Genomic DNA, 24,409 nt, shown 5'->3' with positions numbered 1-24,409 from the left:
TTACGCCCCTGCCCGTTTCGCGAAATCCCATGCCGCGGTGGCGAGCGGCCCGACCCGCTCGGCGGTCTTCGCCGCCTGCGCACTGGAGGCGGTCCCATCGACGATGCGTTTCTTGATGCCCTGCACGATGCCCGCCAGGCGGAACAGGCTGTACGAAAAGTACCAGTTGAGGTTGGGCAGGGCGTCGCGCCCCGTTGCGGCGCAATAACGCTCGACCACCTCGTCCACCGTGGGGATGCCGGTGTCGGGCCCCGCAAGGCCCATCACGCCCGAACGCCCTTCCGGCTCGGTCACCCAGTTCATCAGGAAATAGGCGATGTCGGCGAGCGGATCGCCCAGCGTCGAGAGCTCCCAATCGAGCACCGCGATCACCTTCGGCGCATCGGGCGCGAAGATCATGTTGTCGATGCGGTAATCGCCGTGGACGATCGAAGTGCGCGTCTGTTCGGGCAAGGTCGCCGGCAGCCATTCGATCAGCGACTCCATCGCCGGCATATGCTCGGTTTCGGAGGCGCGATATTGCTTGGTCCAGCGCGCGACCTGGCGCTCGAAATAATTGCCGGGGCGACCATACTCGCCCAGCCCGGCCGCGACGTAATCGGTGTTATGGAGCGCCGCTAACGTATCGACCATTGCATCGTAATGCGCGCGGCGTTCGACCGGCGTCATGCCCGGCAGCGCGCCGTCCCACAGGCTGCGACCCTGGACCATTTCCATGACGTAGAACATCGATCCGATGACAGCCGGATCGTCGCACAGCCCGAACGGCGCGGGTACCGGGAAACCGGTCGGGTGCAATCCGGCGATCAGGCGATATTCGCGATCGACCGCATGCGCGGAGGGCAGCAACTTGCCGAACGGTTGGCGACGCAGGACATAGCTCTTCCCGCCTGCATCAACGCGATAGGTCGGGTTCGACTGGCCGCCCTTGAACTTCGACAGCGCCACCGGTCCGTCGATGTCGGGCATATGGCCCTTCATCCAAGCGCCGACCGCCGCCGGATCGATCGTATCGTCGGCAGGGACCGGGATCGTGCCGACCATCGAAATGTCTGCGCTGTCGGCCATCATGCGAACTCGATGACCGAGCGCACCGTGTCGCCGGTGCGGAGTTTGGCGAGCGCGTCGTTGACGCCGTCGAGCGTGATCCGCTCCGCCACCATCGTGTCCAGATCGAGCTTGCCGTCGAGATAGAGCCGCACCAGCCGCGGCATGTCGATCGGGAAGCGCGTCGAGCCGAGCAGCGAGCCTTGCAGCTTCTTGCCCGTCAGGAAGGTCGGACCTGCGATCTTCACCTCTCCGCCCGGCGCAATCATGCCCAGGATGGTCGCGGTGCCGCCGCGCCGCAGGATCGTCCAGGCGAGCTCGGCGGTTTCAGGGCGGCCGACCGCCTCAATGGCGTAATGGACCCCGCCCGCGGTCATCGCTGCGACCTTCTTGGCGAGGTCCGGATCATTCGAATCGAGCAGATCGGTCGCACCCAATTTCTCGGCCAGCGCGCGCTTGTCGGCGACGGGATCGATCGCGAGGATCTGCCCCGCGCCCGCAATCTTGGCGGCATTGATCGCGGCGAGGCCAATCCCGCCGCAGCCGATTACCGCGACGGTCTCGCCGGGACGGAGCTGGCTGTCATTGAAGATCGCGCCAGCCCCGGTGATCACCGCGCAGCCGAGCAAAGCGGCCCGGTCGAGCGGCATCGCCTTGTCGATCGCGACGCAGGCGTTTTCGTGCACCAACATCATTTCGGCAAAGGCGGACAGGTTGAGGAACGGCGCGAGCGGGGTGCCGTCTTTCAGGCTGAGCCGCGGCGGCGCACCTTTCGCCCGCCGAGTTGACGGATCGACACACAGCGACGGGCGCCCCGTAACGCACATCTCGCAACTGCCGCAGAACACCGTGAAGAAGGTGATGACGTGGTCGCCGACCTTCAGATGCGCTACGTCCGATCCGACCGCCTCGACGATTCCCGCTGCCTCATGTCCCGGCACCGTCGGCATCGGATGCGGAAAGGCACCATCGACGAAGTGCAGGTCGCTGCGGCATACCCCGCACGCCACGGTGCGGATCAGCACTTCGCGCGGGCCGGGATCGGAGACAGAAATGTCCTCGATCACCAGTTCCGATTTCGGCGCGTAAAGGACGGCGGCTTTCACCGGGTTGCCGCCAGATCGCCGCTCGATACGCGGTCGGCCTTGTATTCGGCGTACTTGCCGAATTCGTTGCGGGCGATGGCGCGGTTGTGGACTTCGTCCGGGCCGTCGGCAAAGCGCAGCGTCCGCATCGCTGCCCAATCGTGCGCCAGACGGAAATCGTCCGACACGCCGCCGCCGCCATGCGCCTGGATCGCGTCGTCGAGGATCGACAGCGCCATGTTGGGCGCCTGCACCTTGATCATCGCGATTTCCTGCTGCGCGCTCTTGTTGCCCGCACGGTCCATCATGTCGGCGGCCTTCAGGCATAGCAGACGTGTCATCTCGATATCGATCCGAGCGCGGGCAATGCGCTCCTCCCACACCGAGAAATCGGCGATCCGCTTGCCGAAGGCGACGCGCGACAGAAGGCGCTTGGCCATGGCCTCGATCGCGGTTTCGGCGACGCCGATCGTGCGCATGCAATGGTGGATGCGGCCCGGCCCGAGGCGCCCTTGCGCGATCTCGAACCCGCGACCTTCGCCCAGCAACAGGTTTTCGACCGGCACCCGCACGTTTTCGAGCACCACTTCGCCATGCCCGTGCGGCGCGTGGTCGTACCCATAGACCGACAGCATGCGCTTGATCGTCACGCCCGGCGTGTCCATCGGCACCAAGATCTGGCTCTGCTGGCTGTGGCGCGAGGCATTGGGGTTGGTCTTGCCCATCAGGATGCCGATCTTGCAACGCGGATCGCCCACGCCCGACGACCACCACTTCGTGCCGTTGATGACGTAATGGTCGCCGTCACGGACGATGCTCGTCTCGATGTTGGTTGCGTCAGAGGACGCCACCGCCGGCTCGGTCATCAGGAAGACCGAGCGGATTTCGCCGTGCATCAACGGGCGCAGCCAGCGCTCCTTCTGCTCGCGCGTGCCGTAGCGGTGGAGCACTTCCATGTTGCCGGTGTCGGGCGCCGAGCAGTTGAAGCACTCGCTCGCCCAGCCGATCTTGCCCATCTCCTCCGCGCACAGCGCATATTCGAGGTTGGTGAGCTGCGTACCTTCGAATTCGAACGTGTCATCGACATGGGTCTGGCCCGAATGCGGCGGCATGAAGAAATTCCACAGGCCGGCGGCCTTGGCCTTTTCCTTCATCTCCTCGATCACCGGAATCACCTTCCAGCGCTCGCCGGTGTGGTGCTGTTCCTCGAACTCGGCCTGGCGCGGGCGGATATTCTGGTCGATGAACGTCCGCACGCGGTCCCGGAAATAGCTTTCGCGTTCGCTGAGTGTGAAGTCCATCGCCGCTCTCCAAAATCTGCTGTTGAACGGGTCGTTAGACCGTACCGCGTTTTCGGTAAAGCGCCTTCGAGCATCAAAACACCCGCATTCGCAGTCCGCTTGAAAGGGACTGTTTCTTCTAAAAGATAGTGTTACAGTTTCGCTATGGAGGCCAATGAGACCATCGCGCTGGACGAAGATACCAGCACCAAGCGCTTTCGCGCCAAGCGCGACGCGATCCTGGCAGCGGCGGCCGAGGCGATCAACGAACAAAGCGCGAAAGGCATGACCTTCGCCGATGTCGCGCGCCGAGTCGGGCTGAACACGACCAGCGTCACCTATTATTTCAAGCGTAAGGAAGACCTGGCGGCGGCATGTTTCGAACATACGCTGGAAAAGCTGCTGGCGATGCTCGACGAGTCGCTAGCCGAACCGACCCCGCACGCCCGGGTCGCAAAATATCTTTCGCTTAACATGACGCGGCTGGCGCGGATTCAGCGCGGGGAGGAAACCGCCTTCGCGATCCTGTCCGATCTGCGCGCGATGGAGGAGCCGGTGCTCGGCCGGTTGATGACCGGATGGCGCGAAGTCTTCCGCAAGACGCGCAGCCTGTGGGGCCCCGCCGCCAACCGCGCGCAGACCGATTTGCATGGCGGGCGGGCGCATGTGCTGCTCGAGAACACTTTCTGGCTGCCAGTCTGGCTCAATCGCTACGAACCCGATCAATACGCCCGGGTCGAGGAACGGCTGATGGACGTGTTCGCGCACGGCATTGCTGGGCCAAAGGCGCGCTGGGATCCTACCCTGATCGATCTGGCGCATGACGAGCCCGAGCCGGGGCGCGAGGCGTTCCTGCTGGCGGCGACGCGGCTGATCAACGAGCTCGGCTATCGTGGCGCATCGGTGCAGAAGATCGCCTCCGAATTGAACGTAACCAAGGGCAGCTTCTACCACCATCTCGACGCCAAGGACGACCTCGTTCTCGCCTGTTACAAGCGAAGCCTCGACACCGTCGCCGACGCGCAGCGGCTGGCGGATGAGCGCGGCGGCTCGCATTGGGACCGGCTTTCCGGGACGATCGCGACCTTGCTCGACGTCCAATTCTCCGAGCGCGGGCCGCTATTGCGTACTACCGCGCTGTCCGGTCTGCCTGGGGATGCGCGGCGCGAGATGGTCGATCGGTCGAACCGGATCGCGCGGCGCTTTGCGGGTACGATGAGCGACGGTATCGCCGAAGGATCGATCCGCCCGGTCGATCCGCTGGTCGCCTCGCAAGCGCTGATGGCGATGCAGAATGCCGCATTCGACATGCGCAAATGGGCAAGCACGATGACGCGCGAGCGGGCGATCAGCTATTATGCCTCGACCCTGGCCTTCGGGCTGTTCGACGATCGCGTGCTGGGGCAATAGCCGCCGCGTAACCGTATTTCCGTAGTTCTGGAGCTGTAGCATGGCCGAGATGGCGCGTTTCGATTGGGCCGATCCCTTCTTCCTCGACGATCAATTGGAAGACGATGAGCGGATGATCCGCGACTCGGCGCGGGCCTATGCGCAAGACAAGCTCGCGCCGCGGATCGTCGATGCGTTTCAGAATGAAGTGACCGACCCCGAAATCTTCCGCGAGATGGGCGCACTCGGGCTGCTCGGGCCGACGGTGCCGGAGCAATATGGCGGCGTCGGTGCGTCGTACGTCGCTTATGGGCTGGTGGCGCGGGAAGTGGAGCGGATCGACTCGGGCTATCGATCGATGATGTCGGTGCAGTCGAGCCTCGTGATGTACCCGATCCTCGCCTACGGGTCCGAGGCGCAAAAGATGAAGTACCTGCCTAAGCTGGCGACCGGCGAATGGATCGGCTGCTTCGGCCTGACCGAACCCGATGCCGGTTCCGACCCCGGTAGCATGACGACGCGGGCGAAGAAGGTCGATGGGGGCTACGTTCTGTCGGGGGCCAAGACCTGGATCAGCAACGCGCCCATCGCCGACGTGTTTGTCATCTGGGCGAAGTCCGAAGCGCATGGCGACGGCATTCGCGGCTTCATCGTCGAGAAGGGTGCCAAGGGCCTCGCGACGCCGAAGATCGAGGGCAAGCTGTCGCTGCGCGCGTCGATCACGGGCATGATCCTGATGGACGAAATCGAGCTGTCTGAGGACGCACTCTTGCCCGATGTCCAGGGGCTGAAGGGGCCGTTCGGTTGCCTCAACCGGGCGCGCTACGGCATCAGCTGGGGTGCGCTTGGCGCGGCGGAGTTCTGCTTTCACGCCGCGCGGCAGTACGGACTCGACCGGCAGCAGTTCGGGACGCCACTGGCGGGGCGGCAGCTTTATCAGAAGAAGCTCGCCGACATGGAAACCGAAATTGCGCTGGGCCTGCAAGCCAGCCTGCGCGTCGGGCGGTTGATGGATGCCGGCAAGTTCGCACCGGAGATGATCTCGATCGTCAAGCGCAACAATGTCGGCAAGGCGCTCGATATCGCCCGCAACGCCCGTGACATGCATGGCGGCAACGGCATCAGCGGAGAATATCAGGTGATGCGCCACCTGATGAACCTTGAGACGGTGAACACCTACGAGGGCGCGCATGATGTCCATGCACTGATCCTAGGCCGGGCGATCACCGGGATCGCGGCGTTCTGATGAGCAGCGCCCCCGCCCCGCTCTCGGGTCTCCGTATCCTCGAACTGGCCGGGATCGGACCGGGTCCGTTTTGCGGGATGATGCTGGCCGATCACGGGGCCGAGGTGATCCGCGTGGTGCGGCCGGGCAGCGGTGGCGGGGTTAGCGACGATGCGCGCGACCCGCTGCTGCGCTCCCGCAGGACGATCGCGCTGGACCTGAAGAAGCCCGAAGCGGTAGCCGCGGTGCGCCGGATCGCGGCGACGTGCGACGGGCTGATCGAAGGGTTTCGGCCCGGCGTGATGGAGCGGCTCGGGCTGGGGCCGGACGTGTTGATCGGCGACAATCCGAAGCTGGTGTTCGGGCGGATGACCGGCTGGGGCCAGACCGGCCCGTTGGCGTCGGAGCCGGGGCACGACATCGATTATATCGCCATTTCGGGCACGCTCCATGCGATCGGCGATGCGGGCGGCAAGCCGGTTGCGCCGATGAACCTGGTCGGCGACTTCGGCGGGGGCGGGATGATGCTCGCCTTCGGGATGCTGGCGGCGATGCTGCAGGCGAAGACGACCGGCGTGGGCCAGGTGGTCGATTGCGCGATGACCGATGGGTCAGCGGTGCTGACATCGATGATCTGGGGGATGCGCGGGCAAGGCCGGTGGGGCGACCGGCGCGGCACGAACCTGCTCGATGGCGGGGCGCATTTTTACGACACCTATGAGACCGCCGATGGCAAATGGCTGGCGGTCGGGGCGATCGAGCCGCAATTCTATGCCGCGCTGCGCCGGGTTATGGGGCTCGACGGGGCGGAGTGGGATGCGCAGTTCGTGCCCTCGGGCTGGCCCGCATTGAAGCAGGAGCTTGTCGTGCGGTTCAAGCAGCGTAGCCGCGACGAGTGGGTTGCGGCATTCGAGGGGCATGAGGCGTGCGTGGCGCCGGTGCTCGATTTCGAGGAGGCAACGCAGCATCCGCACAATGTGGCACGCGGCACCTTCGTGACGGCGGGCGGGATCGTGCAGCCGGCCCCTGCCCCGCGCTATTCGGTCAGCGAGACCGTGCCGCCGCAGATGGGTGCCCGCGACGAGGGCGCCGCGATCCTTGCCGAGGCGGGGCTGAGCGAGGACGAGATCGCCGCGCTGATCTGACCCAAGCAGGTTTGCGCGGCCATACCGAACATGCGATAACGTCGCAAAATCGATCAGGAGAAGCGTCATGGCCACCGCCGCAATTGCCCCAACGCAAATGACCGAAGCCGAATGGGAAGCGCGCCAGCAGCTTGCTGCCTGCTACCGCGTGTTCGCGATGCTCGGCTGGTCGGAGATGATTTACAACCACATCACGCTCAAGATTCCGGGCGAGGATGGCGCGTTCCTGATCAACCCGTTCGGCCTGCATTTCAGCGAAGTGACGGCCTCCAGCCTGGTCAAGATCGACATTGACGGGAACAAGCTGGACGATTCACCCTATCCGGTGAACCGCGCGGGCTTCGTCCAGCACGCGCTGTTCCACCGCCATCTGCCCGATGCGCATTGCATCATGCACACCCACACGACTGCGGGCATGGCGGTCAGTTCGCTGAAGGGCGGGCTGCGGCCGACCAATTTCTACGCCTGCAATTTCATTGGGCAAATCGCATACCATGATTTCGAAGGTGTCACGGTGCGCGATGAGGAAGGCGAGCGCTTGCTCGAACATCTCGGCGACAAGCGGGTGATGCTGCTGCGCAATCATGGCATCCTCGTGATGGGCAAGACGCTGCCCGAGGCATTCGTGAAGCATTGGTCGCTGCAGCGCGCGTGCGAGATCCAGGTGGCGACGATGGGAATGGGCGAGCCGCTGGAAGTGTCGGACGAGGTCATCAAGGTGCATCAGCGCGACCTGCATCTGGCGCAGGTTCCGGGTGGCCCCGGCGCGGCGGACTTTGCCGCGATGGTGCGGCTGGTCGACAAGATCGACACGGGCTGGCGGGCATAACCGACCCGAAAGTTGCGAAAGTGCCACTCGCAAGAGGTGCTGCGGCCGGGGCAGGCGCGTTACGCCCGACCCGATCGGACGGGCGCGGTAGCGCTTAAAGTCACATAAGGTCGCACCATCGCAGGGTCTTCGCGCGCCGGGTGCGCGAGCATGAAGGCTGACGGTTCCAAAGAGCGGACCGCCAGCATGACAGGTCGCGCGCGTGTAGGACAGCGCGCGGTGCTGCGCCGCTATCCTCCGACGCGACGCAGCACAGAACGGTTGCGCGGCAGCCATTCGTCCTTGCCGTCCTCCACCGGATTGACCTCCTTCAGCGTGGTCAGCGTATCGCCGTCGCGTGTGGTGGTTTCGCGGACGTCGGCGACTTGATTGCCGTCAGTGCGCCGTTCCATTGTCACGATTTTCCAATGGGTTGCATCCGCGCCGGCTTCGGCCGCGCTGATCTGCTCCACGCCAGTGTCGGTCGGGCGGCTGCGGCGAAACGCGGCATAGCTAAGCGTCGCGGCGACCGGATCGACCGCATTGACGGTGGTGATCGTGACGATCCCGGTCTTCGGACCATCATCGAATTGCGCGGTGCGGACGGTCGTGACCCTATCGGGCTGGGCAGCGATCGTCACCGTCATCGGCAGGCCCTGCCAAGTGTTGCTCTGATAATCGCGATATTGCAGCTCGCCCTGCCAGCGCCCGGCGGTCCCTGCCAGCAGCGCGGCGGCCTTTGTGCCCGTGTCGGTCTCAGCCGACAGCGCGGGTGTGGCGATAAGCGCGAGCAGGATCGTCAGATGGCGCAAGACCGGTCTCCGTCGAGGACTGTGTGACCCTTACGGCTTAGGACGCCCCCCGGATGCAGGCAATGCCGCGCTCATCCGAAACGATAACCCGACACCGCCCAGCCAAGAACGTGGTCGCTATAGTCGCGCACCGCTGGCCCCTCCCCGCCCGCGCCGAGTGCGACCATCAGCGGGAGAAGATGCTCCGCCTCCGGGTGCGCGAAGCGGGCGTGCGGCAGCGTCTCCCACGCGGCGACGCGGGTGGCGCGGGCGTGCGGATCGGGATCGGTCACCGCGGCGGTCAGCGCGGCATCCCAGACGTCGGCCTGCGGGGTCGCTTGTGGGCCGCGTACGCGCAGATTGTGGAAGCTCATGCCCGATCCGACGATCAGCACGCCTTCGTCGCGCAAGGGGGCGAGCGTGCGGCCGATCGCGATGTGCGCCTCGGGCGAGAGATCGGCGCGCAGCGACAGTTGGACGAGCGGAATGTTGGCCTCGGGCACCGCGACCATCATCGGGATGAACACGCCGTGGTCCCAGCCGCGCGCTTCGTCGTGATGCGCGAAACCGCCAGCACTCAACAGTTCGCCGACGCGGCGCGCGAGCTCGGGCGATCCGTGCGACGGCCAATCGAGCTGGTAGGTATGCGGCGGGAAGCCGTAATAATCGTAGGTAAGCGGATGCCCGTCGCTGACGTTGATCGCCAGCTCGGGCGTTTCCCAATGACCCGAGACGAGCAGGATCGCGTGCGGCCGTTCGGGCAGCGACGCGAGCAGGCCCGCGAGATAGGCCTGCATCCTGCGCCACATCGGATCGGACGGTCCGCCGGCCGGATCCATGAAGAAGCACGGGCCGCCGCCGTGCGGGATGAAGAGGGTCGGGAGCGCCATGCGCAAGATATCGGCGCACGCGCGCCGCACCACAATCGCGAGGTGCGAAACGAGTCGTTTCCATCGCTGTTCGGTTCGAGCGAACAGTTGGGCGTTTGCGGATCCCGCGCTACACCGGCACGGATGACTCGCTTCACCGTCAACAACCAGCCCGTGCAGTACAAGCTCGACCCGCAAACGCCGTTGTTGTGGGCGCTGCGCGATGCGTCGAACCTGACCGGCACCAAATATGGCTGCGGCAATGGCGAGTGTGGCGCGTGCACCGTGGATATTGACGGTGAGGCGGTGCGATCGTGCCAGCGGACGATCGGCGCGATCGAGGGGAGTTTCGTCACGACGATCGAGGGCCTGTCGCGCGAGCGCACGCATCCAGTGCAGATGGCGCTGGTCGCGGGCAATGTCGTGCAATGCGGATTCTGCATCCCCGGCATCGTGATGGCGGCGGCGGTGCTGCTGAAGAAGAACCGCAACCCGAGCGAGGACGATATTCGCGCCGGAATCACCAATCTGTGCCGCTGCGGCATCTATCCCCGGCTGATTGAGGCGATCCTGCTGGCGGCAAGCGTGCAGCGCGGCGACGAGACGATCGAGGCGCCGCCTGCCCCCGGCATCTCTCCGGCGGATGCTGCGCGCGAAGTACCAGCGCTGATCCCGCGCAATCGCTGAATCCTTTCCGATTGCTGTCAACGCAATTCAGACACGGCTCATCGACTCCGCCCTAGAAGAAGCCAACGACGGACATGGCGTCCGGACGAAGAGTGAGGACCTAACCGATGCGCAAGACTTTGCTCGCCGCGATCATGGCGGCTTCTGCGTTGATCCCGGCGACGGCGTTTGCGCAAGATGGTTTACAGGAGCGTGGCGGCCGACAGGAACGCGCGGATCGCGGCGAGCGCGGTGCCCCGCCGCAGCGCGAGATGCGTGCGCCCGAAGCGCGGGCCGAGTTCCAGCGTCCGCAGCAGGCGGAACGCCCGCAGTTCGAACGACCGCAATTCCAGCGCCCGCAACCCCAGGCGCAGGTCCAGGCCGACGTTCAGGCGCAGCCGCGCTTCGAACGGCCAGATCGTGGCGACCGCCCGAACTTCGGCGGTGGCGGCTGGCGTGGCGAAGGTCAGGGCCGTGGCGACTTCCGCGGGCGGGGCGAGGTGCGGGGCGGCCCGGCCGTGGTGACGAATCCGGCGCCGCCGCAGGTGCAGGCACCTGTGGCGGGGCAACCGGGTCAGCCCTTCCAGCGTGGCGGTGATGGCCGCTTCGGCGACGGACGCCGCGATGGCCGACCGGACTTCAACGCCGGGCAGAACCCGCGCGGTGACGTTCGGGCGGACCGGCGTGACGACCGGCGCGACTGGCGTCAGGATGATCGCCGCGACGACCGGCGCGACTGGCGGCAGGACGACCGGCGTCAGGATGCACGGCGTGACTGGCGGCAGGACGATCGCCGTGGCTTCTCCAGCAATTATAACCGTGGCTGGGACGGCAATTGGAACGGCAACAACCGCAACTGGAACCGCGATTGGCGGCGGGACAACCGTTACAATTATTACGCCTATCGCGCTCAGAACCGGAACATCTTCCGCCTGCCGCGCTACTACGCACCGTATGGCTGGAGCTATGGCTATCGCCGCTTCTCGATCGGCTTCACGCTGAGCTCGATCCTGTACAACCAGGATTATTGGATCGATGACGCGGACTATTACCGGCTGCCCCCGGCGTACGGCCCGTATCGTTGGGTGCGCTATTACAACGACGCGCTGCTGGTCGATATCCGCACCGGCTATGTCGTCGACACGGTGTACGACATCTTCTGGTAAGCGCCGGAAGCGATTGAAACGACAGGGGTCCGCAGGCCTGAGCTTGCGGACCCCTTGTTTTTTGGGACGCGCGCGGCAAAGTCGCGGGCATGGCTCTGTTTGCAAAGAAACCGAATGGCGCATCGCCAGTGCGGCGCTTGTTCGGCGAAACCGTTTCCGCCCGGCTCGACGCCAATCCGAACGTAAAGCGCGCCAAGGTCGATACCGCGCAAATCTATTACCATCCCGACTTCCTGGACGCGGCGACGTGCGACCGGCTGTGCAAGCTGATCGATTCGAACCGGCGCCGCTCGACCGTGCTGGCGGCGGAGACGGTGCAGGAGTTCCGCACCAGCGACAGTTGCGACATGGAACGCTACTCGCCCGAAGTGCGCCCGACCGACGAGGCGATCGCCGCCTTGCTCGGGATCGATCCGGTCCACGGCGAGACGATGCAGGGGCAACGCTACGCCGTCGGCCAGCATTTCCGAGCGCATTTCGACTATTTCAACGAAAAGCAGCCTTATTGGCCGCACATGATCAAGTCCGGCGGACAGCGCACCTGGACCGCGATGATCTATCTCAACACGGTCGAGGAAGGCGGCGCGACCTGGTTCCCGCAGATCGGCATCAAGGTCGCGCCGAAGCGCGGGCTGTTGCTCGCGTGGAACAATATGAACCTCGACGGCAGCCGCAACGAACAGACGCTGCATGAAGGGATGCCGGTGGTGAAGGGCACGAAGTACATCGTGACGAAATGGTTCCGCGAGGGGAACTGGATTCAGGAGTGAGGGTTTGCCCTTCAGACACTGTTCCACCCCGGCGGAGGCCGGGGCCCAGTTGCAAAGGCCGATGTAACGAAGCGCAATGCCCGATGAGTCCGGTCCCTCGACTGGGCCCCGGCCTTCGCCGGGGTGGTGGTGGGGTGGTGGTGATAGCGGGGCGGCGCTACTCCGAAATCCGCATTGTCTTCGTGCCCCCGTCCGCCGCGATTTGGACCGGCGTGAAGGGCAGCCGATGCCACTTCTTCACCGAGAAAGCGCGCGTCTGATCGGCGTAATAGGGTGACGCCGGATCGGTCGACAGCGAATAGCTGAGCAACGCATCCGCCACCGGCCCGGTCGCATCGAAGCCGACGACCTGGATGTAGCTCGTGCCGTGCTTGGGGACCAATCCGCCCGCCACGACGTCGGATTGCTGCACGTTCAGCACGCCGAGCGTCCCCGCAGCACCATGGATCGGGATATGGTCGTTCCCGCGCACCGCGAATTGCACGTCGCCCCAGCGTGCATCGAGCGCGATGCCTTCCTTCGCCAACCGCGCGACCGCCGACTGCAGCGCCGCGAGCAGCTTCTCGCCCGCCGCCCCGCTGGTCACCAGATCACGCGGGGTGTGGACCGCGTCGGCCTTGTCGAACGGCACTGCCCATTGCGGCACCTTCACGGCCTCCCAGAAGGCCGCGAAGAGATACGCCCCGCGGCTGTCGAGATCATAGCGGCGGTCCCACCCGGCCAGCGCCGCGCAGGCCGCTTTGAGATCCTCCTGCCCGCGGCACAGCGCCAGAACCGGATCGACCGCAAGTTCGGCCGCAAGGCTCTTGTTGGCGAATGCCATCGCCTCGGCGCGGGCATGATCGATCTGCGTGCCGGGCAGGCCGTCGGTGCCGTTGAGCCGTCGCTCGATCTCCAGCAGGCCCGAGCGGGTGCGCAGCGAACGTGCGGTTTCTGCAGTCCCCAGGATCGGCGAGCGGACGATAGCCGGGACCTTGGGGTTGCTCAGCCAGTAGGAATTGTTGCTGTTGGCGACATAATCGCGCCGTTCCAGCACCGCCTGATCGCGCGCGGGCATCAGCCCGGCAACTGCCGTGCCGGGGACCTTGTCCCAATCGCACGCACTGCGGCTGCCATCGAGCAGTACCAGCCGCCCGGCAAACGCCACCGAGGCGGGGGTGGCGCAGTCCTTGACCTTTGCTGTCGAGACATTGGGGACGGCGGTGACATCGGCGTGGAGCGCCTTGCCGAAGCGGTCCGCCGTGATCGTGTTGACCCACGGAATGCCGAGCGTGCGCTCGACCGCGGCGCGCACTTCGCCAACGTTCTTCGCCTGCCCGATCGCCAGCCAGGTATCGAGCGCGCGCTGATTGTTGTGATTGGCATCGCGCAGCGTGAAGGCGGTGGTCTTGTTCCACGCAAACCCCGCCAGCGGATTGGCGATCAGCGGGCCGTAGCGCGATGCGTAGAGCGTGCGCAGCACCGGCGGCGCGCCGTCGGACATCGGCACGCTGACGCTCATGCGCCGCATCTTCTCGCTCTTGCCGTCGACCAGATAGGCGGTCGGGTCGGCGGGATCGAGCTTCAGCTGGAACACGGTGAAATGCTGTGCGGCGGTAACGGTGTGGGTCCAGGCGACATCCTTGTTGAAGCCCAGCGTGACGATCGGCCCACCCGCGAGCGTGACGCCCATCACGTCATATTTGCCCGGCACGGTCAGGTGCATTTCGTAGAAGCGGCTCGGCCCGGTCCAGGGGAAATGCGGATTGCCGACCAGCAACCCGCGCTTGTCGGTAGTCACGTCCGAGCCGAACGCCCAGCCGTTGCTACCGAAGCCAATGTGGCGCGGGCGGAGCGGATCTTCGCTCGACAGCGCCGCCGCCTGTGGCGCGCCGGGCGGTGCGGCATAGGTCACCATCGGCGCGAGCGCGAGCGAGCTTGCCAGCAGCATCTGCTTCTCGGTCAGCCGCAGCATGTCGTCGAGCGCGATCGGTCGGACCCAGCCCTTGCCGCGACACGCCACCGGTACGCCCTGCGGGCCGAGATCGCGCAGCGCCTTGTTATAGCCGGCGACATAACCGCGCACGAGCGCCTGCGTTGCGGGGCTCGCCTTCCCGAAGCCGCTGCGCAGCGCGGGCAGATCGATGATCGAGCGGAAGAACAGATCGGACGACAGATTGTCGATCCGGTCGAAGCCGAGCGTCGCGGTCCCCTTGGCACCGAACCACAGCGAGCGTTCCCCGGCGACGGTGGCGAATTCCTCCGCCAACATGCACAGATTATCCTGCGTATAGGCATAGGCGACGCCGTAGCCGAGACCGCTCCAATTGGCCGCGCGGATATGCGGGATGCCATAGGTGGTGCGGGTGATGGTGGCGGCGAAGCGCGGGCCCTTAGCCTCCGCGCCGGTTGCGCACAGCAATGCTGCGCCTGCTGCTAGGCCTGCCAGATAGCGCATCGTGTCTCTCCTGTTTTGGGGAGGTTTGCACCCGCTCCTGCCCGCGCGCAACCAAACTCATCCACCCCGGCGGAGGCCGGGGCCCAGTTGCGCAACTTTTATGCTTTGGCGTTGCGCGTCGTTACCTACTCGCTCGCAACTGGGCCCCGGCCTTCGCCGGGGTGGAGCTCGGGGTGGAGCGCGGTGAGTGCTGACGCCGCATTGCCCCCTGCCCCCACAACCCGCTACGACGCGGCCACATGAACACCGTCCTCAACATCAAAAACTCGATCCTTGGCCAGCCGTGGCGCTGGCGCATGCTGGAGACGGACGCGCGCGATCCGGGTTTCGCGCCCGACGATCTCGTCACGCAATTACTGCTGGCGCGCGGCTGTCCGCGCGACGCGCTGGAGGCGCACAAGGCACCGAGCATCCGCGGCTTCATGCCCGACCCGTCTATCTTTCGCGACATGGACCGCGCCGCCGATCGCCTTGCCGATGCGGTGCAAGCGGGCGAGCATGTCGCGGTGTTCGGCGATTATGACGTCGACGGCGCGACATCGGCGGCGCTCATGATCCTGCTGCTGCGCGATCTCGGGCTCGAGGCGCGGCCGTATATCCCCGATCGACTGATGGAGGGCTATGGTCCCTCAGGCGCGGCGCTGGTGCGGTTGAAGGAGGAAGGCGCGAGCCTGATCGTCACCGTCGATTGCGGCGCGCAGGCGTTCGAGGCGCTGGAGATGGCGCGCGTCGCTGGCGTCGATGTCGTGGTGGTCGATCACCACAAATGCGCCGCTGCTTTGCCCCATGCCCATGCGCTGGTGAATCCCAACCGGCTCGATGAGACCGACGGCGCTGCGCACGGACATCTGGCAGCGGTCGGCGTTGCCTTCCTGCTCGGCGCGGCACTGATCCGGACTCTTCGCGCGCGGGGCTATTTCGCCGCACGGTCTGAGCCGAAATTGCTCGACCTGCTCGATCTCGTGGCGCTCGGTACCGTGGCCGATGTCGCTGCTCTCAAGGGGCTGAATCGCGCGTTCGTCGCGCAGGGGCTCAAGGTGATGGCGCAGCGCCGCAACATTGGCCTGAACGCGCTGATCACCGCATCGCGCCTGACGCGCGCGCCGACCGCGACCGACCTTGGCTTTGCGCTGGGGCCGCGGATCAATGCCGGTGGGCGCGTCGGCAAGTCCGACCTCGGCGTGCGGCTGCTCACCACGCGCGATCCCGCCGAGGCCGACCGAATCGCAGTCGAACTCGACCAGTTGAACGAGGAGCGTCGCGCGATCGAGGGGATCGTGCAGGAAGCGGCCGAGGGAATCGCAGCCACCAAAAGCAACCGCGCGGTGATCGTGGTGGCGGGGCATGGCTGGCATCCCGGCGTGATCGGCATCGTGGCGGGGCGGCTGAAGGAGAAGTTCGGCCGCCCTGCCCTGGTCATCGCGATCGACGATGCGGGCGTGGGCAAGGGATCGGGCCGGTCGATTCCCGGCGTCGACCTCGGCGCAGCGGTGCTGGCGGCGAAGGAGCATGGGTTGCTGGTTGCGGGCGGCGGCCATGCGATGGCGGCCGGGCTGACGATTGCCGAGGATCAGGTCGAAGCGTTCGGCGACTTCCTGAGCGCGCGACTCGATGCCGCCGTCACGCGCGCGATGGGTGACCGTGCGTTGCTGCTCGATGCGGTGCTCACCGCGAGCGGGGTCAACCCTGCCCTCGTCGCGGCGATGGAGGCAGGCGGGCCCTACGGCATGGGCTGGCCGCAACCACGCATCGTCGCCGGGCCGGTGCGGATCATCAAGGCCGATGTGGTAGGCAACGGCCATGTCCGCGCGATCGTCAGCGGCGATGGCGGCGGCACGCTGAAAACCGTCGCCTTCCGCCAGGCCGACACCGCGCTGGGGCAAGCGTTGCTGGGTGCGCCGCCGCACCGCAGACTGTGGCTGGCGGGGCGTGCGAAGATCGACGATTGGGGTTCCCGCCCCGCCGCGGAACTGCATGTGGACGACGCCGCCTGGGCCGATTGAACGATTCCGCGCAGACAGCGCTTGACCCGCGCGCCGACTACGCCTAACCGACCCTCCGCACGCGGGCACACGCCCTGCATGGCCCCTTCGTCTAGCGGTTAGGACGCGGCCCTTTCACGGCTGAAGCACGGGTTCGATTCCCGTAGGGGTCACCATCGTCAATCGGGAAATCGCGGCGTTAAGCCGTTTCCGACGGTGTTGGCGATTTTCAGTGCAATTGCGCTCGGGGTAGTGCCCGTTTCGCTAGGCGACCACTTTGTCGACATTCAGCTTCCCATTGATCTCGCGTGCCACGCTCAGCACTATGCCCCGCCTGAAGCACTGGGGTACTGAGGGCCTAGGCGACCCGTCGTAACGGTGCGGACACGGAAGGGAGCGCCCGTTGATGCAGACGACAGCAGGCACCGGCTACGGCGCGATCCGCGATGGGGTCCGCGCGCTTTGCGCAGAGTTTCCCGACGCGTACTTCCGCAAGATCGATGCAGCGCGTGCCTATCCCGTGGCGTTCGTCGATGCACTGACCAAAGCGGGATGGATGGCCGCGCTGATCCCCGAGGAATTCGGCGGATCGGGTCTCGGTCTTACCGCCGCATCCGTCATCATGGAGGAAATCAACCGGTCCGGCGGCAATGCGGGTGCCTGTCACGGGCAGATGTACAATATGACCACGCTGATCCGGCACGGTTCGACCGAGCAGAAGCGAACCTACCTGCCCCGGATCGCGACGGGGGAGCTGCGCCTGCAATCGATGGGCGTCACCGAGCCGACGACCGGCACCGACACCACCAAGATCAAGACGACGGCCGTGCGCCAGGGGGACCGCTATGTCGTCAACGGGCAAAAGGTGTGGATCAGCCGCGTCCGCCATTCGGATCTGATGATCCTGCTGGCCCGCACCACGCCCCTGGCCGAGGTGTCCCGCAAATCCGAGGGCCTTTCGATCTTCCTCGTCGACATCAAGCAGGCACTCGGATCGGGTCTGGAAGTCCGTCCTATCGCCAATATGGTCAATCACGAAACCAACGCGCTGTTCTTCGACAATCTCGAAATTCCGGTGGAAAATCTGATCGGAGAGGAAGGACAGGGTTTCAAATATATCATGACGGGCCTGAATGCCGAACGCGCGTTGATCGCTGCAGAATGCATCGGCGACGGCTATTGGTTTATCGACCGCGTAACGACGTACGCCAAGGAGCGCGTCGTGTTCGACCGACCGATCGGCCAGAATCAGGGCGTCCAATTCCCGATTGCGAAAGCGTTCATGGCGGTCGAGGCGGCGAATCTGATGCGGTTCGAGGCGTGTCGCCGCTATGACGCCGGGGAGCCGTGCGGCGCGCAGGCGAATATGGCGAAATATCTGGGTGCCGAAGCATCGTGGGAAGCGGCGAACGCCTGCATTCAGTTCCACGGCGGTTTCGGCTTCGCCACCGAATATGATGTCGAGCGCAAATTTCGCGAGACCCGGCTTTATCAGGTCGCGCCGATTTCGACCAACATGATCTACAGCTATGTCGCCGAACATATCCTCGGCCTGCCGCGATCCTATTGATCGGGCGCGCCGATCGTGATCACGAGCTTTCCTGCGGCGCGCCCGGCGGCAAGATCACGCAAGGCCTCGGCCGCGCGCTCCAGCGAATAGTGGCGCGTAACGACGGGCGCGATCGCCCCGGCCTCCCACCAATCGAACAGTTGCGCCATCATCGCGTGCAGCCGATCGGCGCGGTAGCGGCGAAAATAGCGCAGCGAGGCACCGAGCATCGCGCGATTCTTGACCAGCAGCCGATTGGCCGGGACGACGGGCACCTCCCCTGCCGCAAAGCCGAACACGATGTGACGACCGCCCCACCCGAGCATCGAGAGCGCTTCGCTGCTGCGGGCTCCCCCGACCGGGTCAAAACAGACGTCGGCTCCGCGATCGCCGACGAACGCACCGACCTGATCGCGCCAATCCGCTGCGGTCGACGATACGACCGTGTCGGCCCCGGCCTGCGCGGCGAGCGCCTGTTTCTCGGGAGTTCCGGCGAGCGCCACAACGCGCGCGCCCAGTGCCTTCCCAATCTGCACTGCCGCGACCCCGGCACCCCCGCCTGCGCCCAGCACGAGCACGGTCTCCCCCGCTTGCAGCCGTGCCACGTCGACCAGCGCCAGCCCCGCGCTGACGTACGAGCTGGCCAGGACGGCAGCGATGTCGAACGGCATCGCGTCGGGAATGCGAAAGGTCTCGACATCGGCCGCGCACACCTGCTCCGCAAATCCGCCATGCCAGAGGATCGCCACAACTCGATCGCCAGTTCGCAGACTGCTCCCCGGTGGCGCGGTCCGAACCACGCCCGCAGCGTCCAGGCCCGGGGTAAAGGGAAGGTCGGGCCGCGTCTGGTATCGGCCCGCGATCATCAAGATATCGGCGAAATTGACGGTAGCGGCGCGGGCGTCGATCTGCACATTCGGACCGCCGGCAATGGGTGGCGGTACTTCGCGGAAGCATAAATCTTCGGGTGAACCCCATCTCTCGCAAATCAACGTGCGCATAAAACGTTCGTCCGTACGATACGGCATGCGAATTTCCGGCGTGAAAGACCGATAAATTCTTAGTTTCGAAGATTCGCTTGTTCCTGTCCACCTAGCGATGGGAGTAGGTTGACACTGCACCTGCTCGCGGCCCTCTATTCCTGTCAATGCCTTGAGGGGGCGCGCCACGCATGGATGCAGCGAGCATTGTCATCGCCGGGTACGGTTTCGCCTTGCCCGGCGCAGGCACGCCGCACGAACTGGCGACTGTCCTACGCGAAGGCCGGATATGTTACGGGGATTTTCCGGCCGAGCGGATCGACCCGGATATTTACTTCGATCCGCAGGCACGACAGGGCGATGCGCGCCTGTCCAGTTTGCGCGGCGGCGCTCTTGCCGATAGCGGACCACACAACGCGACTGTCGCGCGCACCTGGCTCTTGGAGGCACTCGATCGCGCGCTTCGATCGGCGCAACTGTCGAAAGAGGCCACCACCGGACAGGCCGCTCCGATCTTCCTTGCCCATTCGCGCGGCGGTGGTCCGGCGATTTACGACGCGGGACTGCTGGCTGCGGCAGATGATTTGCTGCCCGCGCTTGTCGCTGGGGCGCACCCGGACGAATTCTCCTTCACCGAGCTTGCCGTCATCGCTGCCGAGGTTCGCGCCAGTCTGGCGAAGACGCTGCATCCCGGGCGAGCAGGCGCGCGCGCGCTGCATCGTCTTCCGGCCGCGCTCGCTGGTGCCCTGGGTACGACCGGCAAAGCCATTGTCGTGGATGGCAATTGCACCGGGGGGTTGGCCGCGCTGGACATGGCGGCGTTCGACGTTGCGCAGGGCGCGCCGTTCGCGCTGGCGGGGGCACTGTCCTATGTCGATACCGTCAATCAGGTACTCTACTCCAACGCCGGTCTGCTCGCGCGCGAGGGGTGTTTCCCGTTCACCGACGACAATGGCGGCACCGTGATTTCGGACGGCGTTGTGCTGCTTGTCGTCACCACATTGGGCTACGCGGTGGGCCACGGCCTTCCGGTGCGGGCTATCGTTCGCGGTATCGGCGGGGCGAACGATGGCGCGCGTGAACGCTACATGCTGTCGCCCAGTCCACGCGGCCACAGCCTCGCGATCGCGCGCGCGCACGAGTCGGCGGGGATCGTCCCAGGAACGGTCGACCTGTACCTGACGCATGGCAGCGGCACGCGCGTCGGCGACGCGATCGAGGCCGAAGTGTTCAATTCCTACATTCGTGCGCATGGCGGGGCACCGCAACCGATCCCGATCCGGTCGATCAAAGGGCATATCGGCCATGCAAAAGAAGCAGCCGGGCTTGCCAATCTGGTGGCTGCGCTCGCGCTGTTCGAAGCGGAGGCGCTATTTCAGCCCGTCCGCCCGAACAACGCGCGGGCCGCGTTCGATCGTTTCAGTGCCGTCAACGTCGGCCCCACAGATCCGCACCACGCCAGCGCCGACCGCGTATCGCCGCGGCGCGCAGGGATCAGTGCGATCGCCAGCGGCGGGCAGAATTATCATGTATTGGTCGAAGCACCGCCAGCAACCCTCCCCGCCGCCCCGAGGGTCACCGCAGGGGCAGGCGCAACGGAGTCGATCGCCATCGTCGGCATGGCGGCCCGTTTCGCCGATGCGCCGGATCTGGAAACGCTGCACCGCAACCTTCTGCAAGGCCACAGGCCTTTCCGGCCGCAGCCGCTGTCGGCGGGATGGAGCGGTCTGGCCGAAGAAGCGGATGCGCAAGAGGCGTGGCGGCGCGAGCATCCCGGCATCTACACAAGCTTCGGCGCCAGGCTGGCGCTCGATCCGTTGGTATGGGCCCGCCGCGCCGCCGCCTTCGGGGAGCGTCCAGCCGACATCGCGCGGCATGATCCCCTGCATTACCTGATGATCGACCTCGCGCGGCAGGCGGCGCGCAGTTCTGCCGTATCGCCGGGCAGCAACGTCGCGGTGGTCCTGGCCGCCGACCATTGCAGCGATTTCGGCCTGAAACAGGTCGCTGCCGCGCGCCTGCCCGAGATCGAGCATCACCTGCGCGGCGCGATGGCCGAGCGCGGTCGGTGCCCGCGCGAACGGGAGCGGACGGTCAAGACCGCGATGCGGTGTCTCGCAGCGGATCTGCCGCCACTGTCGGCGTCGAGCCTCTTCAACCTCTCGCCCAGTTTCACCGCGGCCCGGATCGCGCGCGCCTTCGACCTGACGGGGCCGATTTGCGCGGTGGAGGCTGGCGGCGGCGCGTCGTTCATTGCCGCGCTGGAAGTTGCAGGCAGGCGCCTCGCCGACCCGGCGGTGGATGCGGTGCTGTGCGCTAGCGCCGAAATGCGATCCGGCGTCTCTCGGCTGGCGGAGGAATGTGCGCTGGGTCAGGTGTCCCGCTCCGACCGGCCAATCGCCTTCGCCGGGACCTCGGACGGCTATCTGCCGGGCGAAGGGGCAAGCGTGTTTGTCTTACGCCGTCTTGCCGATGCGAGACGGCGAGGCGATCCGATTCTCGGCGTCATCCACGGGATCGGGAGCGCGGTCGCTACCGATATGGCGTCGCAGCTCGTTTCCACCGCCGCGCTCGAACAGGCAATTCGCGCCGCGCACGCAAAGGCGGGAGTAACGCCAGACGAGGTTGCCTTCGTAGAAGGGTTCGGATGCGGCGTGCCGTCTGCGGACCGCGCCGAGATCGCTGCGATCGCGGCAGCCTTTCGCGGGCGACGCGAGGTGCTACCGCTCGGATCGGTCATGCCCGACATTGGCCATTGCGGCGCGTCTGCAGCGGCGGGGAGCCTGATCAAAGCGCTGTTTGCGCTGAATCAGGGCGAGATACCCCCCACGCGCGGCGCCGACCCGGCTTTCGCCGAAGGAGATGGCATTGTCATTCCGACCAGCCCGCTTGGCGTTCCTCAGGCACGATACGCCGCGATCAACGCGGCCAGCCCAGGGGGAACGCATTATCACGTCATCATTGCTGGTGCGCCCCGCGGATGATCGCCGATGCCGAAACGCTCGCGCGGCTGAGCGACGCGCTGCACGAGCGGATCCCCATGACGCGATACCTTGAGGTACGCCTCATCGCTTTCGAGCCCGAGCGAATCGCGCTGGCGGCCCCGATCGCGCCGACGCGGAACCACCGCGGCACCGCGTTCGGGCCCGGCGTCTTTACGACGGCGGCGCTTGCGCCCTGGTTGTTGCTCGTACGCTGGATGTGGGCGCGGCGGGTCAGCGCGCGCATCGTCCTGCGGCATAGCGAGTTTCGCCTGCACCAGCCGATCGAGCGCGAATTTCGGGCAAGTTGCGAGGCGCTGCCGACGATCGATCTCGACACGCTGTATGATATCGGCAAGGTCCGCCTCTCGGCGAGCGCGCAGGTGCTGGCAGAACCGGGCGACCCGGCCGCGATCTACGCCGGGCATTTCACCATCTTGCACGCACCGTCCGATGCTTGCGAGGGCGATCTCGACCTGCCCTTTCCCGAGGCCTGGCGGCTGTGATGATGCGCGCACTGGCGGGGCAGAGCGTCTCGGCACTGGCGCTTGGCGCGGCAAATTTCGGCGGCATCGGCAGCGCACGCCGCTTGATTGGCCAGGGCGAGAGCGAAGCCGAGGCACATGCCCTGCTCGATTGCGCGTTGTCGCTCGGGATCACGCTGATCGACACTGCCGGGTCTTATGCCGATGGGGCCAGCGAGGCGATGATCGGCAGGTGGCTCCGTACCCGCAGCGAAGACGAACGCGCGCAGGTCAAAATCTCCTCCAAGGTCGGCCTTCGCGGGGGCTTGCAGCCCGCTACGATCGAACGCGAACTGCAACTGTCGCGCGCCCGGCTGCGGGTCGAGGTGCTCGATTTCTACCTCACGCATGTTCCCGACCCCAATGTCGCGTGGCCGCAGGTGATGGACACGATGGGCCGGCTGCAAGCGCAAGGGCTGATCGGGGCATTCGGCATTTCGAACGTCGGCGCTGACGATGTCGCGGCCTGTGCGTCCGCGGCGCATCGCCCCGCCCTGGTCCAGAACAGGTTCAATCTGCTGGATCAGGTGGACGCGGAGAATGGCATGATGGCGACGTGCCAAGACAAGGGACTCGCCTACACCTGCTATTCGCCGCTGGCGGGAGGATTGCTTGGAGGTGCCTATGCCTATGCCGAGAAGATACCCGAAGGGAGCCGCCTCGCCCTGCGCGCCGATCTCTACGCGCACCTCTGGAAGCCCGGGCTCGACGATCGGATCGCCGGATTGCAAGCGCTCGCCGCGGCGCACGGAACCTCCCTCCCCGCATTGGCGATCTGGTGGTTGCTTCACCACCCGTCGGTCACGATTGTGATGCTTGGCGCACGCACGCCGCGCCAACTCGAACACCTCGTGCGCGGCGCGCTGGATCTCCCTTTCGATGCGGGGTTGTTCGCTGCCGTCGGGGCCGCCGCCCGGAGCGCGCCATGAAACCCCGTACCCAGTTGCGCATCGAAACCTCCGGCGCGGTCACCATTGCGACGTTCCACCGCGACGACGGCCTGAACACGCTCAATGACGCGCTGCTCGACGCGCTGATCTCCTTTGCAACCGGCCTCGATGGCCACTGTCGCGCGGCGGTGCTGGCTGCAGAAGGCCCGGCCTTCCTCGCGGGGACCGATCTTGCCGAGTCGATCGCAATGTCGCCGGAGGCATTGTTTGCGTATAGCGAACGGGCGCAATCCGCCGCGCGCGCGATCGCCGCGGCCCCAGTTCCGATCATTGCCGCGGTAAACGGTGCCGCGATTGGTGGCGGCCTGGAGGTGGCGCTCGCCTGCGATTTCATCTTCGCCGACCGATCAGCGCGCTTCGGCATGCCGGAGGTGAAGCTCGGCACCATGCCCGGCCTCGGCGCGACCTATTTCCTGCAACGCGCCGTTGCCCCCCGTCTCGCGCGCGAGCTGCTCTACACCGGCTGCATCATCGACGCGGAAGCCGCGCAGCGGGTGGGTCTGGCCAATCGGCTCTGCGATGATGATCGATTGCGCGCCGATGCCCTGGAGACTGCGCATAGTATCGCGGCACAGGGGCCGCTCGCCGTACAAGCGATTAAGGCGACCCAGCGCCATATCGAGGAGGCCGGGCTCGACGCTGCATTGGAGCGCGAACGGACGCGCCGTCGAGCCTTGCTGGCGACGGAGGACAGAAAGGAGGGCATAAGCGCGTTCCTCGAACGCCGCCCGCCGCGTTTCGAAGGGCGATGACGCTGCAAGGTCG

At 65.9% G+C, this 24,409-nt stretch carries 20 protein-coding genes and 1 tRNA gene; 14 read left to right on the top strand and 7 right to left on the bottom strand.

Translation table 11 applies throughout. From position 1 onward, the window contains the following. From AB5I39_RS15735 to AB5I39_RS15725, 3 genes are read right to left on the bottom strand one after another with little or no spacing between them, the layout of a single operon-like run. On the bottom strand, window positions 1-1,068 hold the full coding sequence (locus AB5I39_RS15735) for a phosphotransferase family protein (RefSeq protein WP_404368939.1): 1,068 nt from the start codon (window positions 1,066-1,068) through the stop codon (window positions 1-3). Continuing rightward, window positions 1,068-2,153, bottom strand: a complete 1,086-nt coding sequence (locus AB5I39_RS15730) for a Zn-dependent alcohol dehydrogenase (protein ID WP_404368937.1) — start codon at window positions 2,151-2,153, stop codon at window positions 1,068-1,070. The genes AB5I39_RS15735 and AB5I39_RS15730 overlap by 1 nt, the downstream gene beginning before the upstream one ends. Beyond that, window positions 2,150-3,433: an acyl-CoA dehydrogenase family protein gene (locus tag AB5I39_RS15725; RefSeq protein WP_404368934.1), complete on the bottom strand. Its 1,284-nt coding sequence runs from the start codon at window positions 3,431-3,433 to the stop codon at window positions 2,150-2,152. The genes AB5I39_RS15730 and AB5I39_RS15725 overlap by 4 nt, the downstream gene beginning before the upstream one ends. A 144-nt stretch (window positions 3,434-3,577) precedes the next feature. Between AB5I39_RS15725 and AB5I39_RS15720 the strand changes: the two genes are divergently transcribed. From AB5I39_RS15720 to AB5I39_RS15705, 4 genes are all read left to right on the top strand, one after another. Continuing rightward, a complete protein-coding gene (locus AB5I39_RS15720) occupies window positions 3,578-4,822 on the top strand; it encodes a TetR/AcrR family transcriptional regulator (RefSeq protein ID WP_404368932.1) in 1,245 nt (414 codons plus the stop codon). A gap of 40 nt (window positions 4,823-4,862) precedes the next feature. Further along, complete coding sequence (locus tag AB5I39_RS15715; protein ID WP_404368929.1) at window positions 4,863-6,047, top strand: acyl-CoA dehydrogenase; 1,185 nt, start codon at window positions 4,863-4,865, stop codon at window positions 6,045-6,047. Beyond that, window positions 6,047-7,171: a CaiB/BaiF CoA transferase family protein gene (locus AB5I39_RS15710; protein ID WP_404368926.1), complete on the top strand. Its 1,125-nt coding sequence runs from the start codon at window positions 6,047-6,049 to the stop codon at window positions 7,169-7,171. The genes AB5I39_RS15715 and AB5I39_RS15710 overlap by 1 nt, the downstream gene beginning before the upstream one ends. Before the next feature lie 67 nt (window positions 7,172-7,238). Further along, on the top strand, window positions 7,239-8,000 hold the full coding sequence (locus AB5I39_RS15705) for a class II aldolase/adducin family protein (protein ID WP_404368923.1): 762 nt from the start codon (window positions 7,239-7,241) through the stop codon (window positions 7,998-8,000). Between the two features lie 230 nt (window positions 8,001-8,230). Here the strand turns inward: AB5I39_RS15705 and AB5I39_RS15700 are convergent, their stop codons facing one another. Both AB5I39_RS15700 and AB5I39_RS15695 read right to left on the bottom strand, forming a co-directional pair. Further along, complete coding sequence (locus AB5I39_RS15700) at window positions 8,231-8,791, bottom strand: hypothetical protein (RefSeq protein WP_404368921.1); 561 nt, start codon at window positions 8,789-8,791, stop codon at window positions 8,231-8,233. A 71-nt stretch (window positions 8,792-8,862) separates the two neighbouring features. Further along, on the bottom strand, window positions 8,863-9,660 hold the full coding sequence (locus tag AB5I39_RS15695; protein WP_404368918.1) for a DODA-type extradiol aromatic ring-opening family dioxygenase: 798 nt from the start codon (window positions 9,658-9,660) through the stop codon (window positions 8,863-8,865). Between the two features lie 123 nt (window positions 9,661-9,783). Here AB5I39_RS15695 and AB5I39_RS15690 point away from each other — a divergent pair, with 123 nt between their 5' ends. The 3 genes from AB5I39_RS15690 (at window position 9,784) to AB5I39_RS15680 (ending at window position 12,241) form a co-directional block, all read left to right on the top strand. Continuing rightward, window positions 9,784-10,326: a (2Fe-2S)-binding protein gene (locus AB5I39_RS15690; protein WP_404368915.1), complete on the top strand. Its 543-nt coding sequence runs from the start codon at window positions 9,784-9,786 to the stop codon at window positions 10,324-10,326. Window positions 10,327-10,433: 107 nt separating this feature from the next. Continuing rightward, window positions 10,434-11,471: an RcnB family protein gene (locus AB5I39_RS15685; protein WP_404368912.1), complete on the top strand. Its 1,038-nt coding sequence runs from the start codon at window positions 10,434-10,436 to the stop codon at window positions 11,469-11,471. 89 nt (window positions 11,472-11,560) lie between these two features. Beyond that, on the top strand, window positions 11,561-12,241 hold the full coding sequence (locus tag AB5I39_RS15680) for a prolyl hydroxylase family protein (RefSeq protein WP_404368909.1): 681 nt from the start codon (window positions 11,561-11,563) through the stop codon (window positions 12,239-12,241). Window positions 12,242-12,398: 157 nt separating this feature from the next. Here the strand turns inward: AB5I39_RS15680 and AB5I39_RS15675 are convergent, their stop codons facing one another. Further along, on the bottom strand, window positions 12,399-14,678 hold the full coding sequence (locus AB5I39_RS15675) for a penicillin acylase family protein (protein WP_404368906.1): 2,280 nt from the start codon (window positions 14,676-14,678) through the stop codon (window positions 12,399-12,401). A gap of 239 nt (window positions 14,679-14,917) precedes the next feature. On the opposite strand from AB5I39_RS15675, the gene recJ reads away from it, so the two are divergent. The 3 genes from recJ (at window position 14,918) to AB5I39_RS15660 (ending at window position 18,230) form a co-directional block, all read left to right on the top strand. Next, window positions 14,918-16,681, top strand: a complete 1,764-nt coding sequence (gene recJ, locus AB5I39_RS15670; RefSeq protein WP_404368903.1) for a single-stranded-DNA-specific exonuclease RecJ — start codon at window positions 14,918-14,920, stop codon at window positions 16,679-16,681. A gap of 80 nt (window positions 16,682-16,761) precedes the next feature. Continuing rightward, a tRNA-Glu gene (locus AB5I39_RS15665) sits at window positions 16,762-16,836 on the top strand. A gap of 230 nt (window positions 16,837-17,066) precedes the next feature. Further along, window positions 17,067-18,230 carry an acyl-CoA dehydrogenase family protein gene (locus AB5I39_RS15660; RefSeq protein ID WP_404368900.1) on the top strand — a complete coding sequence of 388 codons (1,164 nt, stop codon included), beginning with the start codon at window positions 17,067-17,069 and terminating at the stop codon, window positions 18,228-18,230. Here the strand turns inward: AB5I39_RS15660 and AB5I39_RS15655 are convergent. Then, window positions 18,224-19,123 carry an NADPH:quinone oxidoreductase family protein gene (locus tag AB5I39_RS15655; protein ID WP_404368897.1) on the bottom strand — a complete coding sequence of 300 codons (900 nt, stop codon included), beginning with the start codon at window positions 19,121-19,123 and terminating at the stop codon, window positions 18,224-18,226. The genes AB5I39_RS15660 and AB5I39_RS15655 overlap by 7 nt on opposite strands. A 257-nt stretch (window positions 19,124-19,380) precedes the next feature. Here AB5I39_RS15655 and AB5I39_RS15650 point away from each other — a divergent pair, with 257 nt between their 5' ends. The 4 genes from AB5I39_RS15650 to AB5I39_RS15635 are packed head-to-tail and all read left to right on the top strand — an operon-like array spanning window position 19,381 to window position 24,396. Next, window positions 19,381-22,173: a beta-ketoacyl synthase N-terminal-like domain-containing protein gene (locus AB5I39_RS15650; protein ID WP_404368894.1), complete on the top strand. Its 2,793-nt coding sequence runs from the start codon at window positions 19,381-19,383 to the stop codon at window positions 22,171-22,173. Continuing rightward, window positions 22,170-22,676: a YiiD C-terminal domain-containing protein gene (locus tag AB5I39_RS15645; RefSeq protein WP_404368891.1), complete on the top strand. Its 507-nt coding sequence runs from the start codon at window positions 22,170-22,172 to the stop codon at window positions 22,674-22,676. The genes AB5I39_RS15650 and AB5I39_RS15645 overlap by 4 nt, the downstream gene beginning before the upstream one ends. Then, window positions 22,676-23,623: an aldo/keto reductase gene (locus tag AB5I39_RS15640; RefSeq protein ID WP_404368888.1), complete on the top strand. Its 948-nt coding sequence runs from the start codon at window positions 22,676-22,678 to the stop codon at window positions 23,621-23,623. Before AB5I39_RS15645 ends, AB5I39_RS15640 begins: the two co-directional genes overlap by 1 nt. Beyond that, window positions 23,620-24,396 (top strand): enoyl-CoA hydratase/isomerase family protein, encoded by a 777-nt coding sequence (locus tag AB5I39_RS15635; RefSeq protein WP_404368885.1) that lies wholly within the window; start codon window positions 23,620-23,622, stop codon window positions 24,394-24,396. The genes AB5I39_RS15640 and AB5I39_RS15635 overlap by 4 nt, the downstream gene beginning before the upstream one ends. Window positions 24,397-24,409 lie beyond the last annotated feature (13 nt).

The organism is Sphingomonas sp. MMS24-J45, from assembly GCF_044881195.1.
GTDB lineage: Bacteria > Pseudomonadota > Alphaproteobacteria > Sphingomonadales > Sphingomonadaceae > Sphingomonas.
Note: the sequence above shows the minus strand (reverse complement) of the source record. Positions and strands in the feature narration are given on the sequence as shown.